At 46.1% G+C, this 15,894-nt stretch carries 15 protein-coding genes and 1 pseudogene; 7 read left to right on the forward strand and 9 right to left on the reverse strand.

Annotated elements, in window-relative coordinates; all coding sequences use genetic code 11:
* Positions 1–197: 197 nt before the first annotated feature.
* From OCV57_RS08520 to OCV57_RS08535, 4 genes are all read left to right on the forward strand, one after another.
* Complete coding sequence (locus tag OCV57_RS08520) at positions 198–893, forward strand: LytR/AlgR family response regulator transcription factor (protein WP_015558963.1); 696 nt, start codon at positions 198–200, stop codon at positions 891–893.
* A 5-nt stretch (positions 894–898) separates the two neighbouring features.
* Complete coding sequence (locus OCV57_RS08525; protein WP_157864625.1) at positions 899–2,188, forward strand: sensor histidine kinase; 1,290 nt, start codon at positions 899–901, stop codon at positions 2,186–2,188.
* Between the two features lie 118 nt (positions 2,189–2,306).
* Positions 2,307–2,726, forward strand: coding sequence for an accessory gene regulator ArgB-like protein (locus OCV57_RS08530; protein ID WP_181984080.1), 420 nt, complete (start codon positions 2,307–2,309; stop codon positions 2,724–2,726).
* Complete coding sequence (locus OCV57_RS08535) at positions 2,723–3,580, forward strand: hypothetical protein (RefSeq protein WP_267301168.1); 858 nt, start codon at positions 2,723–2,725, stop codon at positions 3,578–3,580. Before OCV57_RS08530 ends, OCV57_RS08535 begins: the two co-directional genes overlap by 4 nt.
* 38 nt (positions 3,581–3,618) lie before the next feature.
* On the opposite strand, the gene OCV57_RS08540 is transcribed toward OCV57_RS08535, so the two are convergent.
* From OCV57_RS08540 to OCV57_RS14275, 4 genes and pseudogenes are all read right to left on the reverse strand, one after another.
* Positions 3,619–3,858 (reverse strand): hypothetical protein, encoded by a 240-nt coding sequence (locus tag OCV57_RS08540; RefSeq protein ID WP_147337900.1) that lies wholly within the window; start codon positions 3,856–3,858, stop codon positions 3,619–3,621.
* The gene (locus OCV57_RS08545; RefSeq protein WP_015558960.1) at positions 3,818–4,411 is read right to left on the reverse strand and encodes a recombinase family protein; all 594 of its coding nucleotides are present in this window, start codon (positions 4,409–4,411) and stop codon (positions 3,818–3,820) included. The genes OCV57_RS08540 and OCV57_RS08545 overlap by 41 nt, the downstream gene beginning before the upstream one ends.
* A gap of 18 nt (positions 4,412–4,429) precedes the next feature.
* Positions 4,430–6,001 (reverse strand): annotated as a pseudogene (locus OCV57_RS08550) (relaxase/mobilization nuclease domain-containing protein); the annotation flags it as partial.
* Positions 5,917–6,588 (reverse strand): plasmid mobilization protein, encoded by a 672-nt coding sequence (locus OCV57_RS14275; protein WP_015558958.1) that lies wholly within the window; start codon positions 6,586–6,588, stop codon positions 5,917–5,919. The gene OCV57_RS14275 and the pseudogene OCV57_RS08550, both read right to left, overlap by 85 nt.
* A gap of 947 nt (positions 6,589–7,535) precedes the next feature.
* Between OCV57_RS14275 and OCV57_RS08555 the strand changes: the two genes are divergently transcribed.
* The 3 genes from OCV57_RS08555 (at position 7,536) to OCV57_RS08565 (ending at position 10,028) form a co-directional block, all read left to right on the forward strand.
* Positions 7,536–7,934 (forward strand): hypothetical protein, encoded by a 399-nt coding sequence (locus OCV57_RS08555; RefSeq protein ID WP_015558956.1) that lies wholly within the window; start codon positions 7,536–7,538, stop codon positions 7,932–7,934.
* A gap of 138 nt (positions 7,935–8,072) precedes the next feature.
* Positions 8,073–8,270, forward strand: coding sequence for a hypothetical protein (locus OCV57_RS08560; protein ID WP_038670326.1), 198 nt, complete (start codon positions 8,073–8,075; stop codon positions 8,268–8,270).
* Positions 8,271–8,363: 93 nt separating this feature from the next.
* Complete coding sequence (locus OCV57_RS08565; protein ID WP_015558955.1) at positions 8,364–10,028, forward strand: recombinase family protein; 1,665 nt, start codon at positions 8,364–8,366, stop codon at positions 10,026–10,028.
* Here the strand turns inward: OCV57_RS08565 and OCV57_RS08570 are convergent.
* From OCV57_RS08570 to OCV57_RS08590, 5 genes are all read right to left on the reverse strand, one after another.
* The gene (locus OCV57_RS08570; protein ID WP_267301173.1) at positions 9,962–11,653 is read right to left on the reverse strand and encodes a hypothetical protein; all 1,692 of its coding nucleotides are present in this window, start codon (positions 11,651–11,653) and stop codon (positions 9,962–9,964) included. The genes OCV57_RS08565 and OCV57_RS08570 overlap by 67 nt on opposite strands.
* Before the next feature lie 59 nt (positions 11,654–11,712).
* Positions 11,713–12,099: a hypothetical protein gene (locus OCV57_RS08575; RefSeq protein WP_267301174.1), complete on the reverse strand. Its 387-nt coding sequence runs from the start codon at positions 12,097–12,099 to the stop codon at positions 11,713–11,715.
* Between the two features lie 179 nt (positions 12,100–12,278).
* The gene (locus tag OCV57_RS08580; protein WP_267301175.1) at positions 12,279–12,908 is read right to left on the reverse strand and encodes a response regulator transcription factor; all 630 of its coding nucleotides are present in this window, start codon (positions 12,906–12,908) and stop codon (positions 12,279–12,281) included.
* Entirely contained in the window at positions 12,905–14,155 is a 1,251-nt protein-coding gene (locus OCV57_RS08585) for a sensor histidine kinase (RefSeq protein WP_267301176.1), read from the reverse strand. The genes OCV57_RS08580 and OCV57_RS08585 overlap by 4 nt, the downstream gene beginning before the upstream one ends.
* Positions 14,152–15,813 carry a hypothetical protein gene (locus OCV57_RS08590; protein WP_267301177.1) on the reverse strand — a complete coding sequence of 554 codons (1,662 nt, stop codon included), beginning with the start codon at positions 15,811–15,813 and terminating at the stop codon, positions 14,152–14,154. Before OCV57_RS08590 ends, OCV57_RS08585 begins: the two co-directional genes overlap by 4 nt.
* Between the last annotated feature and the right edge of the window lie 81 nt (positions 15,814–15,894).

Genomic DNA, 15,894 nt, shown 5'->3' on the forward strand with positions numbered 1-15,894 from the left:
ATTTGTATTTGTGTGGTAACTTTATTTTATCAGATTTTTGCCTATCTCTCTTTTCTTTTTTCTTAATTTTGTCCAATATCTATTGTAGCACTACACTATTAATGGAGGCATAGCTATTTTTTCTCTTGAAATAATCTCTCCGATGTGGTATAATGATAACTGATACATAAAGCATGACCAATTGTGAGGTGATTGCTATGAATATTGCTATCGTTGATGATGAACCTGTATTCTTAAAACAACTTCATAACAGATTAAGAGAAATGAAACTCCCCGACTGCGAAATACACGAATTTACAAGCGGGAGAGACTTATTGAGTTTCTATGTCAAGGGAATGTATGAAGTCATCATACTCGATGTTGAAATGCCCGATCTGACCGGATTGCAGACCGCTGAAAGAATCAGACAGATAGATGGTTCAGTTATTATTTCTTTCCTGACGAATTATGCCGAATTTGCCGTTAAGGGCTACGATGTGGGAGCGTTTCGCTATATATTGAAAAATCAGCCAGACTATGTATATACCAAACAGCTAAATTCTATCATTGCTGAGTGCCAGCAGCGATTTAGAACTTTCACTTTCAATAATAAAAATCTGTCATTCAAGTTCAGGCTGACAGATATTCTTTACTTTGAGGGACATAGAAGAAAGGTATCACTATTCACAGTTAATGGTGAATTGGAGTACGGCGGCGATTTTTCAACTGTGTGTGGCGAGTTGTTAAAGTACAATTTCGCTATTATAAACCGTGGAATACTTGTAAATCTTGACCATATACAGAATATTACCAAGTACGATATTATTCTAAGCAACGGCAGAAAAATCCCCATAGGCAAAACATATAAAGATGAGATAGTTGCTCGCTATCTTAACTATGCAACAGGGAGATGATCGAGTTGCCCGTATTGATTGAAAATATCATTGAGATTGTCAATGTAGCAATTGAAATGATGTTGGTATTCTTATACTTTTCCTTGTTGAGTAAGGCAAAAGTTAATAAAGCAGTTCTTTATCTGTCGTATCTTCTTTCTACTGTAATACTGTCAGCGACAGTTTTGTTGACAGATAATATTTTAGTGTATCTGATTACAACCATTATTCTTATTAGCTCCATGTCCTTTATTTGTTATGATGATTCAATCCGTCATAAAATATTTTGGAACATATTGTTTTTACTGATTATATCTATATCTGAACCTATTGTGATTGGATTACTTTGCATTGCTAATATGGGAACACCAGATGAATTCTTAGAGTCTGGTTTAGGACGTTATCTCGGAATGGTAGGCACAAATATAATTTATTTATGGCTTATAGGATTGATGCACCGCATAATAAACAAAAAAATTCGTGAACTGCCGATAAAATATTGGATATTGATAATAGTTATTCCAATCATAAGTATTTTTCTTTTACAAACAATGCTTGATGGATTTGTTGGCAGCAACACTTATAGTTATGTTTCTTTGGGCGTTTCTCTTGCAGGAATTATCTTTATAAACCTTGCTATGTTTAATTTCTTTGAAAGTTTTGAAGATAAGATAAAGTTAAAATACCTTGAAACAATAAAGCAACAGGAACAGGAAAACTATAAGCTGCTTACCCTGTCATACAAGCAAGTACGAGAGTTTAAACACGATATTGAAAATCAATTTTTAGTTCTGAATGATATGTTGGAAAACAATGATACTGATTCTGCTAAGGAATATCTTGTCAAGCTAAGCTCATTTGTAAGGCTTGCTAACAGACTCTGCTATACTGGTAATAATGCCGTCGATTCTATTGTGAACATCAAGGGTTCTCTTGCTCAGACATACGGTATAGAGTTTATTTGCAAGGTCAATATCATAACAAATATCAAGGCAGACGAATTGGAGTTGTGCCGTATCATCGGAAACGCTCTTGACAATGCAATAGAAGGTTGCCAGAGAGCTGGTGTATCACATAAGCATATTTGGATAAGCCTAATGGAAGAACGAGAGAAGCTATTTATTGTCATTACAAATACATCAGATAAGGTAGATACATCTGTTTTAACATCAACAAAGAAAGAACAAGGGCTTCACGGCATAGGGATAAACAGTATCAAATCCTCCGTTGATAGATTGGGTGGGTTAGTAAGTTTCGATTATGATGACGGAATTTTTAAGCTGAACATTATGGTTCGTAATTGTTTACAAATTTAACTATTTGCATTTCGGGACAAGAAGACGACATTTGGGGACACTTTGAGACCTTTTTTCTCAAAACCTATTGAAAAAATTTGCAACTTGTGTTATGATTTTTGCAGGAAGTGATTCAGAAATGATTTCAAAACTTGCAAAAAGCATAGCACACTTTTTTGTGGTTCAGAACATAACGGAAGAATCCAAAGAGGTGATCTACGCATATGGAATGGAGCTGCTGATCTCTGATGTGCTGAATACCATTATCGTCCTGCTGATTGCTCTGTTTTCCCATACGCTGCCTGCGGTTGTTGTATTCATAGCCGTATTTATGGGGTTGAGACAGTTTGTAGGTGGGTTTCACGCTAACAGTCATCTTAGTTGTATGTTCACGCTTGTCATGGTGATGATGGTTTTCTCTTACGGCATTTGCAATGTAAGCGGACATATTACGCCAATATTCAGCATCAGTTTCATAATGATAGCATTACCAATCATTCTATGTATTGCTCCCGTTCCGCATCCGAATAAACCGATGTCAGAGGAGTTGAAGCAATGAAAAAAACAATTATAATTATATCATTATTAGTTACGGCAGGCACTTTTGTTTTATCTAAGTATCACAACAGAGATAAAATGATGACTCAAATGAATAAAGATATACAAGATTATTATTATATAAGCTGTCCAAATGGAAATGAGCTTGACATCAAGCAAAAGAGCAGTAATGAATATCAATACTCTATTCTTAGTTATCCTTTTAGCACAACAGAATACACTAACAAATTTACATTCAGATTAAAAGTGAGTCTTGATCAGAAATTCATATTTGAAAAAATCGGCTTATTGACAGGCACAAGCGGAGTAAACGCAAATACAGACTTTCCTAATTGTCTTATTAAAGAAAATGATTCTTCTCAATATCAACGTTTTTTTCTCCCCACGCCAGAAGAAGATAATGATGTTTCAACAATCCTTGGCGAAGGCAAAATATATGTATCATTCAAGAATGCAATCAATTCATCAGATATATCATCTGTAATAGATGAATATAGTGAATACGGAACAGTGACATGGCTTTGGGTCGATACTTACAATGATTCTGATTCAACACTACCAACGATTCAAAATCCTCAAAATGACGAAAGAGGAGTGTATGGTATCCCGTTGTTCTATGCTGGCGAAAAGCTCATTTCACCATTAGATAAGTTTGTTAATATAATAAATGATAAACACGCTTATTTGGAAGACGAATTTGAAAACATAAGAAACGGTATTAATACAGGTAAAGATACTATTAAGCAATCTGATATTAATATTATAGGTATTGTTTTATTGTCCCAAAAAGATTTGAACCGTAGTGCCATAATAAACGAAATCGCCATAAAGGGAAATGTCTATGTAGTTAACTAAACTATAAATTTATTGTTATCTTGTTTTATTGCCAAATACTATATTTTTCGTTCCACACAAGTCTGAATAGGCATTGTGGGGCACACCACAACAGGCACAAACTCTATTGGAACTGAATAACCGCAAGCCCTCGGAAATGCTCTTGTAAGCGTTTCTGAGGGCTTTTTCTTTTCAGCGGTTAGAATTCCGCTCCGCAGGCTCGGATAGTGATGTGTGGCATTTCCGTTCGCCTGACGGTCAAGCTGAGGTCGGCTCGGTGATGCCGTGACGGAGTTCATACTCACGCACACGGCGGTAGAAAGTATTTGCTGACATATTCATTCTCCGCATAAAGTCCCTGCCCGTGATGTGCTTGGCTCTCCATTCCCCATAGAGCTGACCGAACCTCGTCCAGTCGGTGGGGATAGGCTTTCGCCCGGTGTACTTGCCCTGAGCCTTAGCGATCTCGATGCCCTCACGCTGTCGCTGTTTGAGCTGCTCACGCTCCAACTGTGAGAGTGCAGCGAACACGGTGAGCATAAATTTGCCCGCAGGAGTGTCGGTGTCAATTTTCTCCTTGTGGCTGATGAGCGTTACTCCCTTGTCTGTGAGGGTGTCGATGATGTTCAGCAAGTCCTTTGTGGAGCGTCCCAGACGGCTGATACTCTCGATGTAGAGGGTGTCACCCTCACGCACATAGTCAAGCATTGCCCTGAGCTGAGGGCGGTCGGTGTTCGCTCCTGACAGCTTCTCGGAGAAGATGCGGTCAACCTGATAACTGCACATGATCTCCTGCTGTCTCGCTGTTTCCTGATGCTCCGTAGAAACACGGATATAACCTATTTTGCTCATAGTTGTTGTTTCCTTTCTTTATTCAAGTGTATTTTTATTTCTATGTTTAGCCTGTGTCCTCTGACGGCTTTTCTCACGCTCACGCTTCATCTGCTGTTCGTTGATGTACTGGCGCACCTGTCGGGTGTACTTCTTCGCCGTTTCACGCTTGGTGAGGAATGCGGTATGCTCGACATTAAGCCTGTTCCACTTCGATTTCAGCTTGTTGGACTTCTCCAAAAGGTCAAGCATCGTCGGCGGTTTGCCGTCAACAGCATACTTCTTGATATGCTCCTTGATGTACTTGACCGTCTGCTCGTAGTCCTCGATAGTGGCGGCATTTTTCTTCTTGAAACGGCTCTGCGACCAGCCCGATTTGCCCTGATACTCCTTGTAAACAGGCTCCAGCTCGTCACGGTGCTTCATCTTTGCAATGAGCGTGTCGATAGCTGTAAACTTCTTTTTCAGATCGGCACGCTCAGTTGTGTGGTCATCGGAGTGAGGTGTATTGAAGAAGAATCCAGACAGCTCGCTGAATGACATAACGCCACCAGCTTCAAGGTCTGCGATGATTTCGTTTGCTCTGCCCATACCTCTGATAGCTTTCCACGGATCTTCTTTCTTTTCAGGTGCTTTACTCTCCGTAGGTGTGGGCTGTGGTGTCCGGGCAGACGGTTCAGGCTTCGGATTGATAGCAGTTGCGTTAAGCATATCAAGCTGTGCCTGCCGTCTTGCTCGTCGGGCTGCAAAGAACTTCTCCACCTGTTCCGCAGCAGCTTTTCTCTTTGCGGTTTCACTTGTTTCGGTGATAGTTTCAGGCTCGGCAGATTGTTTCGGCTTTGTCGGTGCGGTGACTGTCTGTGTCGGCTTCGGCTCGGTCTTTGGAACAACAGGCTTCGGCGCTTCGATAAGCATATCGGGAGTGACATTCGCCGCTGACAGCTTTTCCTGTATCTCCGCTATCTGCTCGGCTATGCGTTCGGGGGTGAAGTCTGCGCCCAGGGTGTCGGCTCTTGTAAACTTCTGTTGACCGTCACCTGATAAACGGAATTTCAGCTTGACCTTATTGCTTGGCTTGTAAACATATTCGATACTGCACTCCGAACATTTTTCAAGAAAATCCTTGAAGTCACGGCTGTAAAGCATGACCTCCGCAATCCTGACACGGAGCTTATCTTTCCACGACTTGCCCTCTTTCTGCATATTCCTCTCAAAGTGAGATACCCCATGTCCCTTTTCAGGCTCGGAGATAACAGATATACCGTGTTCAGCACATATCTCGTCCGAAATCTCACGCAACTCTGCCCACGCTCTTTCAGACTTTCTGCCTTGATTATGCTCGGTGGTAAAGCTCAGACCGTTATACAGATTTGTGTTGTTGAAAATGATGTGGCAATGCAGGTGCGACTTGTCATGATGAACAGCAATGACATACTGATAATCGCCTTTCAGATAACGGTCGCACAGCTCCTCTCCGATCTGCATAGCTTGTTCGGGCGTGACTTCACCGGGGGCAAAGCTCTGTATCATGTGGTAGGCAAGGATTTGGGTGCGTCCTGTTCCTGTGTTTCGGACGGCTCGGAAGTCCTCGCTTGCTCCTGCGCTATCGGCTCGGCAAGCATAAGAGTTGACATATAAACCGTCGATGGTCTTATCATCTCTTGTGATGTAAGCGATCGCTGCGCTGACTGTTGCCCTGATCGTATGGATAGAAGTGTATGCCAAATTTCGTTTACCCCTTTCTTTATCTCGGTAATATCCTCGGCATAGATGTGACCTGTGCTGTAAAGTCGGACAAGTATCTGGTTGATGTTTGCTCCGATGCGTTTCATCAGACGGTTACACTCGGCAATTTCGGAACGGTCGGGCGTGAGATCAACCCTCGCCCGAACACAATCACGGATATACTCGGTCTTGTTCTTGTAACCGTACTGCTCACACTTGGAAAGAATGTCCTGCATTTCCGATTCGGTGAAACGAACATTGAGGGTGTAGGACTTCTTCTCCTTCTTGCGTTTCAGGTACTTGCGTTCATCGTCGGTAAGCTGGCTCTCGTCCTTGTCGGCAAGGCACTTGTCAAGGTCGGCTCTGACCTCTTTGTCAAGTGCGTGATTGATTGCTCCCTCGTAGGTCATACCCTCAAACTCCATAGCCTTGTGTTTGGGCGGTCTTCCACGCTTCTTTTTCTCGGTTTTCATAGTGGTGTCTCCTTTGTTTGTATTTCGGCGTTAGCCGATTTTCTTGACCGCTGTGCGGTCGTTTCGGGGCTTGGGGTGTCCCTAACAAGCATTTGGTATTTTCGCTCGCTGTGCGGCGCAAAATACAATGCTTGTTATTTTTGTTGCGCTGTAGCGCTATTTTCCAGCCTGTGGGATTTTCATATCACTCAGGCTTTCGATGCTCCGTCAGCGAATTTGGAGCTATGCGACTTAAACTCTCCGCCGCTTAGGTCGGCGGTCATACTCGCTCACGCTCCTGCGTGATGCACTCAATATCATCACTCTTGAAATTGTAAACTGGCTCAGCGCAGTTATTGCGCAGTCTGGGCGGCAGTCCTATGAAATATGCTCCCATAAGTTAATACCAAATTATTGACCGCTTCGTTAAGTATACCGCAGAAAAATTTTATGATGAAAATGATATGCAGGGGTGCGTGTGATCGTCACAACGTCAAAGCCCTTCACTTTTCTACCGGTGTTTTTGAGAAAATGGCGTTGTTTTTCAGAAAAGTTTACACTTTGTTCATGACGGTTCTCCCTTGTGCCTAAATTCAACAGCATATTTCTATACAGAATGTGAATAGGTCACGGCGGCACTCGGATAAAACCCCCTCTATATATACAAGCACGTTCAATCAGGAAACGGGCATGATTTTTATAAAAATAGTTGCTCCGTGATAATAATTCTCCGTATTGAATAAATCAGAAATGGTGACCTATGCAGTATGCAGTCAATGTGATATGGCTCGGATTTGCAATGCTCGGTCTGCTTTCTGCAAAATTCCCCATAACAATTTCACGAATGAAGAAGTTTTATGGCGCACTCAACTTCTTGCGCAATGCGAATAGACTTTTGCTGTCCGAGAATGCTATAATATTAGCATAGGGTATTATCCCTAAATCCAATACATTGGGAGGTGATGAGAATGAGTAAGAAAGCTAAGACCGAGGTTGATGAGAAGTCCGCTGTTATCATTACGGATGCTGTTCTTGCGGAGAATCAGGCAAAGCTCGACAGCTACGAAAAGTCTATCAAAGCTGTGCAGGAGCGCAGGCGCAAGGTCATCATTGATAGCAAGCTCTACACCTACGATAAGCTCTCACAGCTTTACGGCGGTGCGGAGGGACAGGCACTTCTCGATGCTGTGACTGCGGAGCATACGCTGATCGGCAAGCTGACAGCAAGCGGTATGACCTATGAGCAGATTGGTGAGCTGGCTGACGATAGTTCTGCCGATGCTGACAACAGCTCGGACGAAAGCTATTCCGAAAAGTACGCTAAGCAGATGAGCTTTTCAGAAACAGATCATTCCTATTCGGAGTAACATATATTCCGACAACAAAACGATTGCTGTGTAAGGGACGGCTCTGCCGTTCCGTACAGCACCTGTGCAGGCGTAACGCCCCTGCAACAAAAAGCCATTGCGTGTAGAGATAGATAATCGCAGGCGGAAAGGAGACACTTGCCAAGAAAAGATACAGGATTTACTTTGGCTGAGCTGAATGAGAGATATAAAGATAAGCCGACCAGCAAAGCCGTGTACGAAGTGGACGGTCAGCGTTATGCTGTGACAAGTCATTTCGTGGGTGAAAAAGACCTTGATAAGGTGCTTTATGAACTTGCTTTCAAAAGAGCGTTTCAGAAAACCGAAAAGAACTAAAAAGTTTTGAAAAAAGACTTGCCATATTCGGTTTTCTGCGCTATAATAGTTGTATCATCGAATATGGTTTGCTTTGATTGGAAAGGAGTTATTATGGCAAAGCAAACTACTTACAATGTCGGGATCTATGTGCGTTTGTCGCAGGAGGACGAACGTGCGGGCGAATCCCTTTCGATTGAAAATCAGAAGAAGATGCTGACGGAATATGTCAGCAAGCAGGAGGGGTGGAATCTTATCGAGATATGCGAGGACGATGGCTATTCGGGAACAAGTTTCGATAGACCAGGTATCAAGCAGATTCTTGATGATGCAAAGTCGGGAAAGATAAATCTTATCCTCTGTAAAGACCTTTCACGTTTCGGAAGAAATTATATCGAGGTCGGTCAGTATATAGATTACATTTTTCCTTCATTCAATATCCGCTTCATCGCCCTGAGCGACAATGTAGACACGCTTGACAGAAACAGTTCGGCAATGGATCTTATGCCTGTGATGAATTTATTCAACGAATGGCACGCCGCCAACACGTCAAAGAAGGTACGCAGTGTCATGGCAGCAAATTCTCGGCAGGGCAAGTATCTGGCGGCTTCAGCTTCTTATGGTTACATCAAGGCAGATGATGAAAAGCATACGCCCTTGATTGATGAAGATGCCGCCGTTATCGTAAGACGTATATTTGAGCAGAGGGCAAGAGGGTTAAGTCCGAAGCAGATCGCTATACAGCTTAACAAGGACGGCATCGCAACTCCCTCGGATCATCGTTATCAGCTTAAAGGCAAAGATAATCCCCTTGTGACTTCACATCTGTGGAATGATTGTATGGTGCGTGGCATTCTTAACAATGAGATTTATATCGGAAATCTCGCACAGCAGAGAGTGACAACGGTATCCTACAAAAATCACAAGCAGATACGCAAGGACAGGTCGGAATGGATAGTGATTGAAAATAATCATGAACCTATCATTTCAAGAGAGCTGTGGGACAAGGTTAGAGAGGTTGACGCATCGGTGAGTATCGGCAAGACAACAAAAGAAGGCGTGATTCTTCCGCTGTCAGGATTTATGTACTGCCCAGACTGCGGTTACAAGATGAAAATGAACAGAACCATGCACACCTCTAAGAAGCGTGGAACATATGAGACTGTCAGCTATCGCTGTGGTACTTATGTTAGAAGCGGAATGGACGGCTGCACTCCTCATTCCATTTTGGAAAGAGTAATTTCACAGATTGTTGTTGACGATATTAGAGCAAAGGCACGACTTGCCGTTGAGGACGAGGACGCACTCCGTGAAGCCGTTAGAAAACGCAGACAGGCTACTGCCGATGCGGAGAGCCAGCATAACAGCAAGGAACTCCATGAGGGTGAGAAAAGGCTTGCACAGCTCGAAACGCTTATCAGTAAGACCTATGAAGAAAAGCTCCTCGGTACTGTACCCGAAGAACTCTGCGTGAAAATGCTGAATCAGTATCTTGATGAGCAGAAGATGCTGAGAGAGAAAGTCGCTGTACTGAAAGAAAAGTGCGAAACCGCTGAACAGGCTGAAAAGGATATTGACAGATACATTGAAAATATCAAGAAGTATGTCGATATTCAGGAGCTTACCCGTGAGACTTGTTTGGAGCTTATCGAGTACATCGTGATTGGTGATCGTCCCGAAAGCAAGGACGAGGACAGGCAGATTCACATCTTTTACAAGTTCCTTGACAAAGGGCTTACGGAGAAAAGAAACATTCTGCTTCCGCAGAATGTGGAGTAAATAATATTTGGGTGTACTTTTATGGGGTTCTCCTCCGTGGGCACAGGCACACCCGCCTGCTTATGGCTGTAGGCATGGGTGGCAGTCAGCTTTGCCTCCGCCGTTTTCATGGTGTCCGAAGGGTCGCCCTTTCTGCCGATGACGCAGTAGTAGGAGTAGTCATCCATGCAGGCCTCGGCGGAAACCGACAGCCTCAGCGTTGGGGTGTTCACGTCCACATAGTAATCTTTCTCCGGCAGCTTGTAGGGCGCCGCCGTGGGATTCGCATTATTCTTCTGATACCACTGATAGGTCAGCTCGTCGCCTTTCAGGCTCTTTGCCGAGACAGAGAAGGTGACCCAGTTATGTTCGCTGTACAGCAGGTCGTTTTCCGGCTCTTCGTCATAATCGCCGCTGCTGTAGATAGAGGTCTTACACTTGACGCCCCTCGGCTGGCGGTTGATGACGATGGAACTGCCGCTGATGTAGTCGCAGACCTTGCACACGCCATTGGCGTCAAATTCATGGTTGGCGGCATTCAGCTTTTTATCGTCACAATAGCGGCAGGGGTGCCAGTGCTGCGTTCCGTCAGCCGCCCAGCTGGCGGAGGCTATGTGGGTATGTCCGGCGCCGGAATGCTCCGTCTTCAAATGATCCTCAAAATCAGAGTCGCTGAAGCACCAGTCGTCATGATCGCAGCCCATAGCGCTTACGGCATCTCGGCAGCAGTCCTTGCAGCGCTGATCGCAGCCGTCCTCGCAGGGATCGCTGTCGTGGAAGCACAGGCCGCAGTCCTCACAGAAGTGATCCGCATAGTCCGTGTCCATTGCGCACATTCCCTCGGAGCAGTCGGAGTTGCCCTCGCAGCACTCCTTGCACATTTCGCAGGTTTCGCAGAACTCGTCCTCGTCCTCCTTATCTGTGACCCAGCCGTCACAGCCCTGGCAGATGTGCTCGTCCCACTCGGCGCTTTCCACGCAGGTCTCGCCGTCCGGACAGCCGCCGCCCTCGGAGTTATCTCGGCAGCACTCAAGGCACAGGCCGCATTCCTCGCAGGATTCCCGGTTCAGCAGGCATTCCTCGCACTGCTCGCAGGACGTGTGGCAATCGATGCAGTGGATGACGCCGGTATCATCGTCGTCCACGCACTCGTCCACCGCACCGAAGCAGCTGTTGCAAAGCGAGCAGTGCATCGGGTCGCTGTCATCGTTTGCGCAGTCATCGCAGAAGCCGCAGGAGTCGCAGATGGTTATGGAGCAGCAGGGACCCTTATAGCATTCGCCGCACAGCTGGTCATCCTCGCCGATGTAGCATTTGCCGCAGGTCGAGCAGTGCGTTTCCTCCATGCAGTCGGCGCACTTGTAGCATTGATCGCACCAATAGGGCGTATTGAACAGACACTCACCACAATCGTTGCAGTGGAATTCAGCGAAGCAGTCGGAGTTGCAGTCAACAGTGCAGAACCCGCAACCGTCGCACATATTCTCACCCCAGTGGTAGTGGTCGCAGTAGATACAATCTGTGCCTTGGTCGTAGTCGTCCCAAAAGGCATGGGTATGAAGTTCCTGACTCGGCATCAATGAGAGCATCATCACAAGCGCCAACAGGACGCTGGCGACGCGCCTTCGTTTGTTCGTTTTTGTCATACTATTATTCCTCCCTCATAATTATTTTGAAGATTTTTATGCTTTTTGTGTTGCCTGATTTAAACACTGTCGATGACCGAAGCAAAGTAGTTTTCGGATACCGAACCGAAGAGAAAAGCGTCTATCAGACCCTCGCGCTTTGCCTGCCGTACCTTTTCGGTCAAATCTTCATCTGTATCATCATCCACAAAGAGAATGACACGACAGCTTTCCGTGTTCCGTTTTACCTTGTCACGGATCGCCATTCGTTCTTTGAACATCCAGGGTGAATACGCCTTGATCTCCATTAAAAGCACATCCGGTCGATGCGTTTTGCACCACTCGGCGGTTGCGTCCGGCGACTCGGAGATCACAACTTGGCAATCGTCCAATTTTTGCATCAGCATTCGCTCCATGGTGTGCGCATGGATATCGCTTTGAATGTCCAGAACGATTTTTTTCATCATTCATCACCACCTTCTAAAAGCACAATCCTAATCTTACATTATCTATTATACTGATTTTTTGGCGTTTGTCACTGGCACTTGTGCCAGTAACAGAAGAAAAATCTCGATTTTTTCAAAAAATTTCTGCCTTTTGGGCGCGAAAAACCCCTTGACCGTACAGCCAAGGGGTTCAGTTTTGCTTATTCGTCTTTTAAGGTGATCACCATGAGCTTGTTTTCAATGGCGGTTGCAACCAGCGCTTCTCTGCTTTCAAAGCCGCCCTTTTCCACCATATCGTCCAGGTTCCAGCGAACGCCGTTTTTGGAGATACCCAGCTTATCGGCAATTTCCTGATAGGTAAAGCCCTTTATATAAAGGCGCAGGATGTCTAACTGCCGGGGCGAGAAGGCATCAGACATCGTACCCTCCATTTCAATGGCCGGAGCGGTATCGGGGAATACCTTTTCGCCTGCAAGGGTGCGCTTTACCACGCTCATCAACTCCTCTGTTCCGTGATCCTTATACCACAGGCTGTCGGCAGCACCCATTTTGGCTCTTTGCAAAACTTCGGGATCGACAAGCGAGGTGGCCACAACGATCTTGATTTGCGGAAAAACCTTTTTGATGCGCTCTGCGGCTGCAAGACCGGAATGCTTATGATGCGTCTGCACATCCATAAGGACGAGCTTTACGGTGGCGTCGCAGTGCTTTTCCGCTTCAAAGGCGTCACGGAAAACGCCGACAAGATGAAACTCGCCGTCTGCCGCAAGACGATCGACAAAGTGCTTTTGGATGTATAGATCATCCTCTACAAGTATGGTGTTTATCATAGGCTCATCTCCTTTGCGGGAATCGTAATCAGAAGAGCAAAGCGTGGATTGTGCGAAATATGCATTTCACCGCCGGAGCTTTCAATACTGCGGCGAAGCGTTGACAGGCCACTGCCCTCCTTTATCGGCTCTGTGGGTATTTTGCCGTTGTTGGTTATGGTAACATCATAGCGTTCGCCTCGCTGGGCAATGCGGATATATACCTCATTCCCGTCTGCGTGCTTGATGCAGTTGGTCACGCACTCCTTGGCGGCAGAAACGGTCAGCTCCTCGGCTGCGGTATCACGGGGCAGGTAGCCGTCGATTTTTACAGCCACGCCAAGCTGCTGTGCAGTTCTTTTTACTTCGTCCATTGTGCTGACAGAGGTGACACGGTTGCTTGCCAGCATACCGATGGCATTTTGCAGCGCCCCAAGCTTTCGCTCGGTATCCTCTCCGCTGTCTATGATGTCACGGATGGTCAGGAGGCTTCGCCCGATGGTGTCGTGAATATAGACCTTCAGGTCAAGGCTTTCCTTCTCTTTGACATCGTTCTCCATGCGAGCGTACATCTTCTTGAGCTTTCGATTGACTTCTGCCAGTTCTTCATTTATTTCCTCTTGCTTTTGGCAGCCGTTATACAGCTCGGTTACATTGTGCGCCGTTATCTGCTGCCAGCGGTCATCGCTGTCCACGGTGATATTTTGTGTGCGAAACTGCCAGACGGTCTTGTCGGGCAGGATGTAGCAATCATCCTTGACGGTTACGGATCTGTCCGGCGCGCTCAGGGCATTTTCCATATCGCTTTTGATTTGCAGCTCGTGGCCGCAAAGGGCAAAGGAGAGCCTGCGCATACGGTTGTTGCACAGGATGATCCTGCCGTTCGGGTCGGCAAAGCAGATGCCCATAGGCAGCTTATCGGTTGCTTCCTTAATGGAGAACGGTGAGAGCTCGTTCTTTTTTCGGCGGTATTCCTGCGGCAGAGCAATGGCAAAGTGAACTGCCGCAAGGAAAATGGCAGCGGCAAATATCAGCCACGGTGCGTCCAGCAGAAATGCGTCCTCGATATTATCGGTATCTGCCTGAGAAACGGAGAATAGCAGCGGGATCATCACCGCCATGACCGCCAGACTCAGCAGGCTGCGCACCGGCTTATTGCTGCGAAGAAGCTGATACATAAACAGCCCGATCTCAAGGACGATCTCCACAAGCATGATAAACGGCAGCATGGTCTGCCAAAATTCGGAAAGGGAAGAAAATGCACTCATTTTCTGTCACCTTCTTTCGCTTCAAATACAAGGTGCTGGTATTCCTCGTCATCCTCTTTTTCACAGCGGATACTGTCTCCGTTTACCAAAGCGGAAAGGTCGGCTTTGCAGCACACATTCAGTGACAAGCGCAAGCCGTTTGCCTTTATGAGGCTTACCTGTATGCCTGTTAAATTCAAAATGTCGGCTTCAATAACCGATTCATAAAAATCGAATACAGTAGTCGCCGTTTTGCCGGAGAGCATGGAAAGAGATTCGTCCACATAGAGCGAACTGCGGACGCCCAACAGCTTCAGCGTTTGGAGGGACTCATTGAAGGCACGGTGGAGTTCCGTTTCTGCTATTTTAATATCTCGGTCGGTAAGGAGCGTCAGATGCTTGCGGCGTTTAATATAGCTGCACAGCACGGCGATCTCGGCAAGGAGCGTTTTGGCACTGTCGGGATCGGTGCTTGAGATTTGGCGGTATTCCTTAGTGAGCTCTGCAATGCGGTCGATCTGCGTCTGCGTAGCGGAACGCAGGAGATCATACAGGCGGTTTTGCTCCTCCACCTTGCGGCGCTTGGCTTCACGCTTGTATTCATAACGGAGTATTTCGTTCCTGTCGGCAAGCTCGTCTGCAAGAAGCTCGGAGTCCTCCTTGATGTCACGCAAAGCCGACACATCCTCTGTCCATACGGCATAGCCGCCATCAATGGGCATGGTGTGAACGGTCAAGCCGCCCATCGTGACCGGGCTTTGCTCGGCTTTTTTCATCGTTTCCTTTGAAATAGGCGCAGTGTTTACAGCTGCATATCGAACGGTAAAGTCCTTGTCGGTGATCTCTGCCGATGTGCCCACAGAGGAGGCAAACAAGTCCACATAACGGCTGTTTGAATGTATATATCCACAGGCGATGCAAAACTCAAAGGTCAGAATATACATCACACTTTGGAATGTGGCAATATCGCCGAACAAGTGGAGCAGCCAATCCGTACCCGCATAGTAAAGCACGCTGTAAACGATCGTCAGCAGCATAGGAACAATGGGCAGAAAGTGGAGCCTTCCTTTTTGCACACGGCATTTGAAAAACATAATTACGAGTGCGGCAAAGGCACACAGCACCTGCCAGCCTACAATAATGAAGTAGCCTATCGAGTAGCCGTTGTTTTTGTCTGTCCACACGGCGGCGTCCTTCGGAAAGGTAAATACGAATTGGTGCAGGTCATTTGTGAGCACGAGCAGAAGCAATGTGCCGGAGATGATCCACAGAATCGACATTCCCTTGGGAAATTTGTATTCGTCCGGCTTTCCCAATGACATGGCGATCAGCAGCGCCAGCATAGGCACAAACAGCATGGGCAGATAGAACAGATACCACAGGTAACGGACGGCATCCGGCTGCCAGAATATAAAATACTTTGCCGAACGGACTACCATCCATATGATGAGCAGTACTGCGGTGACCGTCATAAACCTGCACACCTGCTTTTGCACGATCCGCTGACGGACGGAGAGCCCCCAGGCGGCGAACAGACCGATATAGATAAAGCTGCGCAGATAGGAAAACAGCATCGGGTAGAAGCTGCCCCTGCCCACAATTCGGAAGCAATATGCCAGTATCACGGCAAGTACAGCGATGCCGCTTGTTATGATAGTATTCTTTTTCTGTTCGGTCATAAACAGACCCCATTTCGCCTTCATTCGTTTTTGTTTACCTTTGGGTAGCAAAAAAGCCCGATATATTCGGGCTTTTCGCAG

Origin of the sequence: Hominimerdicola aceti (assembly GCF_025567495.1) — a bacterium.
GTDB lineage: Bacteria > Bacillota > Clostridia > Oscillospirales > Ruminococcaceae > Hominimerdicola > Hominimerdicola aceti.

What these genes read in the sequence shown, in the direction of transcription:
- OCV57_RS08545 (WP_015558960.1), bottom strand. Translation starts at nt 4,411, where the DNA reads ATGAGCAAAATAGGTTATATCCGTGTTTCTACGGAGCATCAGGAAACA.
- OCV57_RS08555 (WP_015558956.1), top strand. Translation starts at nt 7,536, where the DNA reads ATGAGTAAGAAAGCTAAGACCGAGGTTGATGAGAAGTCCGCTGTTATC.
- OCV57_RS08535 (WP_267301168.1), top strand. Translation starts at nt 2,723, where the DNA reads ATGAAAAAAACAATTATAATTATATCATTATTAGTTACGGCAGGCACT.
- OCV57_RS08570 (WP_267301173.1), bottom strand. Translation starts at nt 11,653, where the DNA reads ATGACAAAAACGAACAAACGAAGGCGCGTCGCCAGCGTCCTGTTGGCG.
- OCV57_RS14275 (WP_015558958.1), bottom strand. Translation starts at nt 6,588, where the DNA reads ATGAAAACCGAGAAAAAGAAGCGTGGAAGACCGCCCAAACACAAGGCT.
- OCV57_RS08580 (WP_267301175.1), bottom strand. Translation starts at nt 12,908, where the DNA reads ATGATAAACACCATACTTGTAGAGGATGATCTATACATCCAAAAGCAC.
- OCV57_RS08530 (WP_181984080.1), top strand. Translation starts at nt 2,307, where the DNA reads ATGATTTCAAAACTTGCAAAAAGCATAGCACACTTTTTTGTGGTTCAG.
- OCV57_RS08565 (WP_015558955.1), top strand. Translation starts at nt 8,364, where the DNA reads ATGGCAAAGCAAACTACTTACAATGTCGGGATCTATGTGCGTTTGTCG.
- OCV57_RS08585 (WP_267301176.1), bottom strand. Translation starts at nt 14,155, where the DNA reads ATGAGTGCATTTTCTTCCCTTTCCGAATTTTGGCAGACCATGCTGCCG.
- OCV57_RS08540 (WP_147337900.1), bottom strand. Translation starts at nt 3,858, where the DNA reads ATGAACTCCGTCACGGCATCACCGAGCCGACCTCAGCTTGACCGTCAG.
- OCV57_RS08590 (WP_267301177.1), bottom strand. Translation starts at nt 15,813, where the DNA reads ATGACCGAACAGAAAAAGAATACTATCATAACAAGCGGCATCGCTGTA.
- OCV57_RS08520 (WP_015558963.1), top strand. Translation starts at nt 198, where the DNA reads ATGAATATTGCTATCGTTGATGATGAACCTGTATTCTTAAAACAACTT.
- OCV57_RS08575 (WP_267301174.1), bottom strand. Translation starts at nt 12,099, where the DNA reads ATGATGAAAAAAATCGTTCTGGACATTCAAAGCGATATCCATGCGCAC.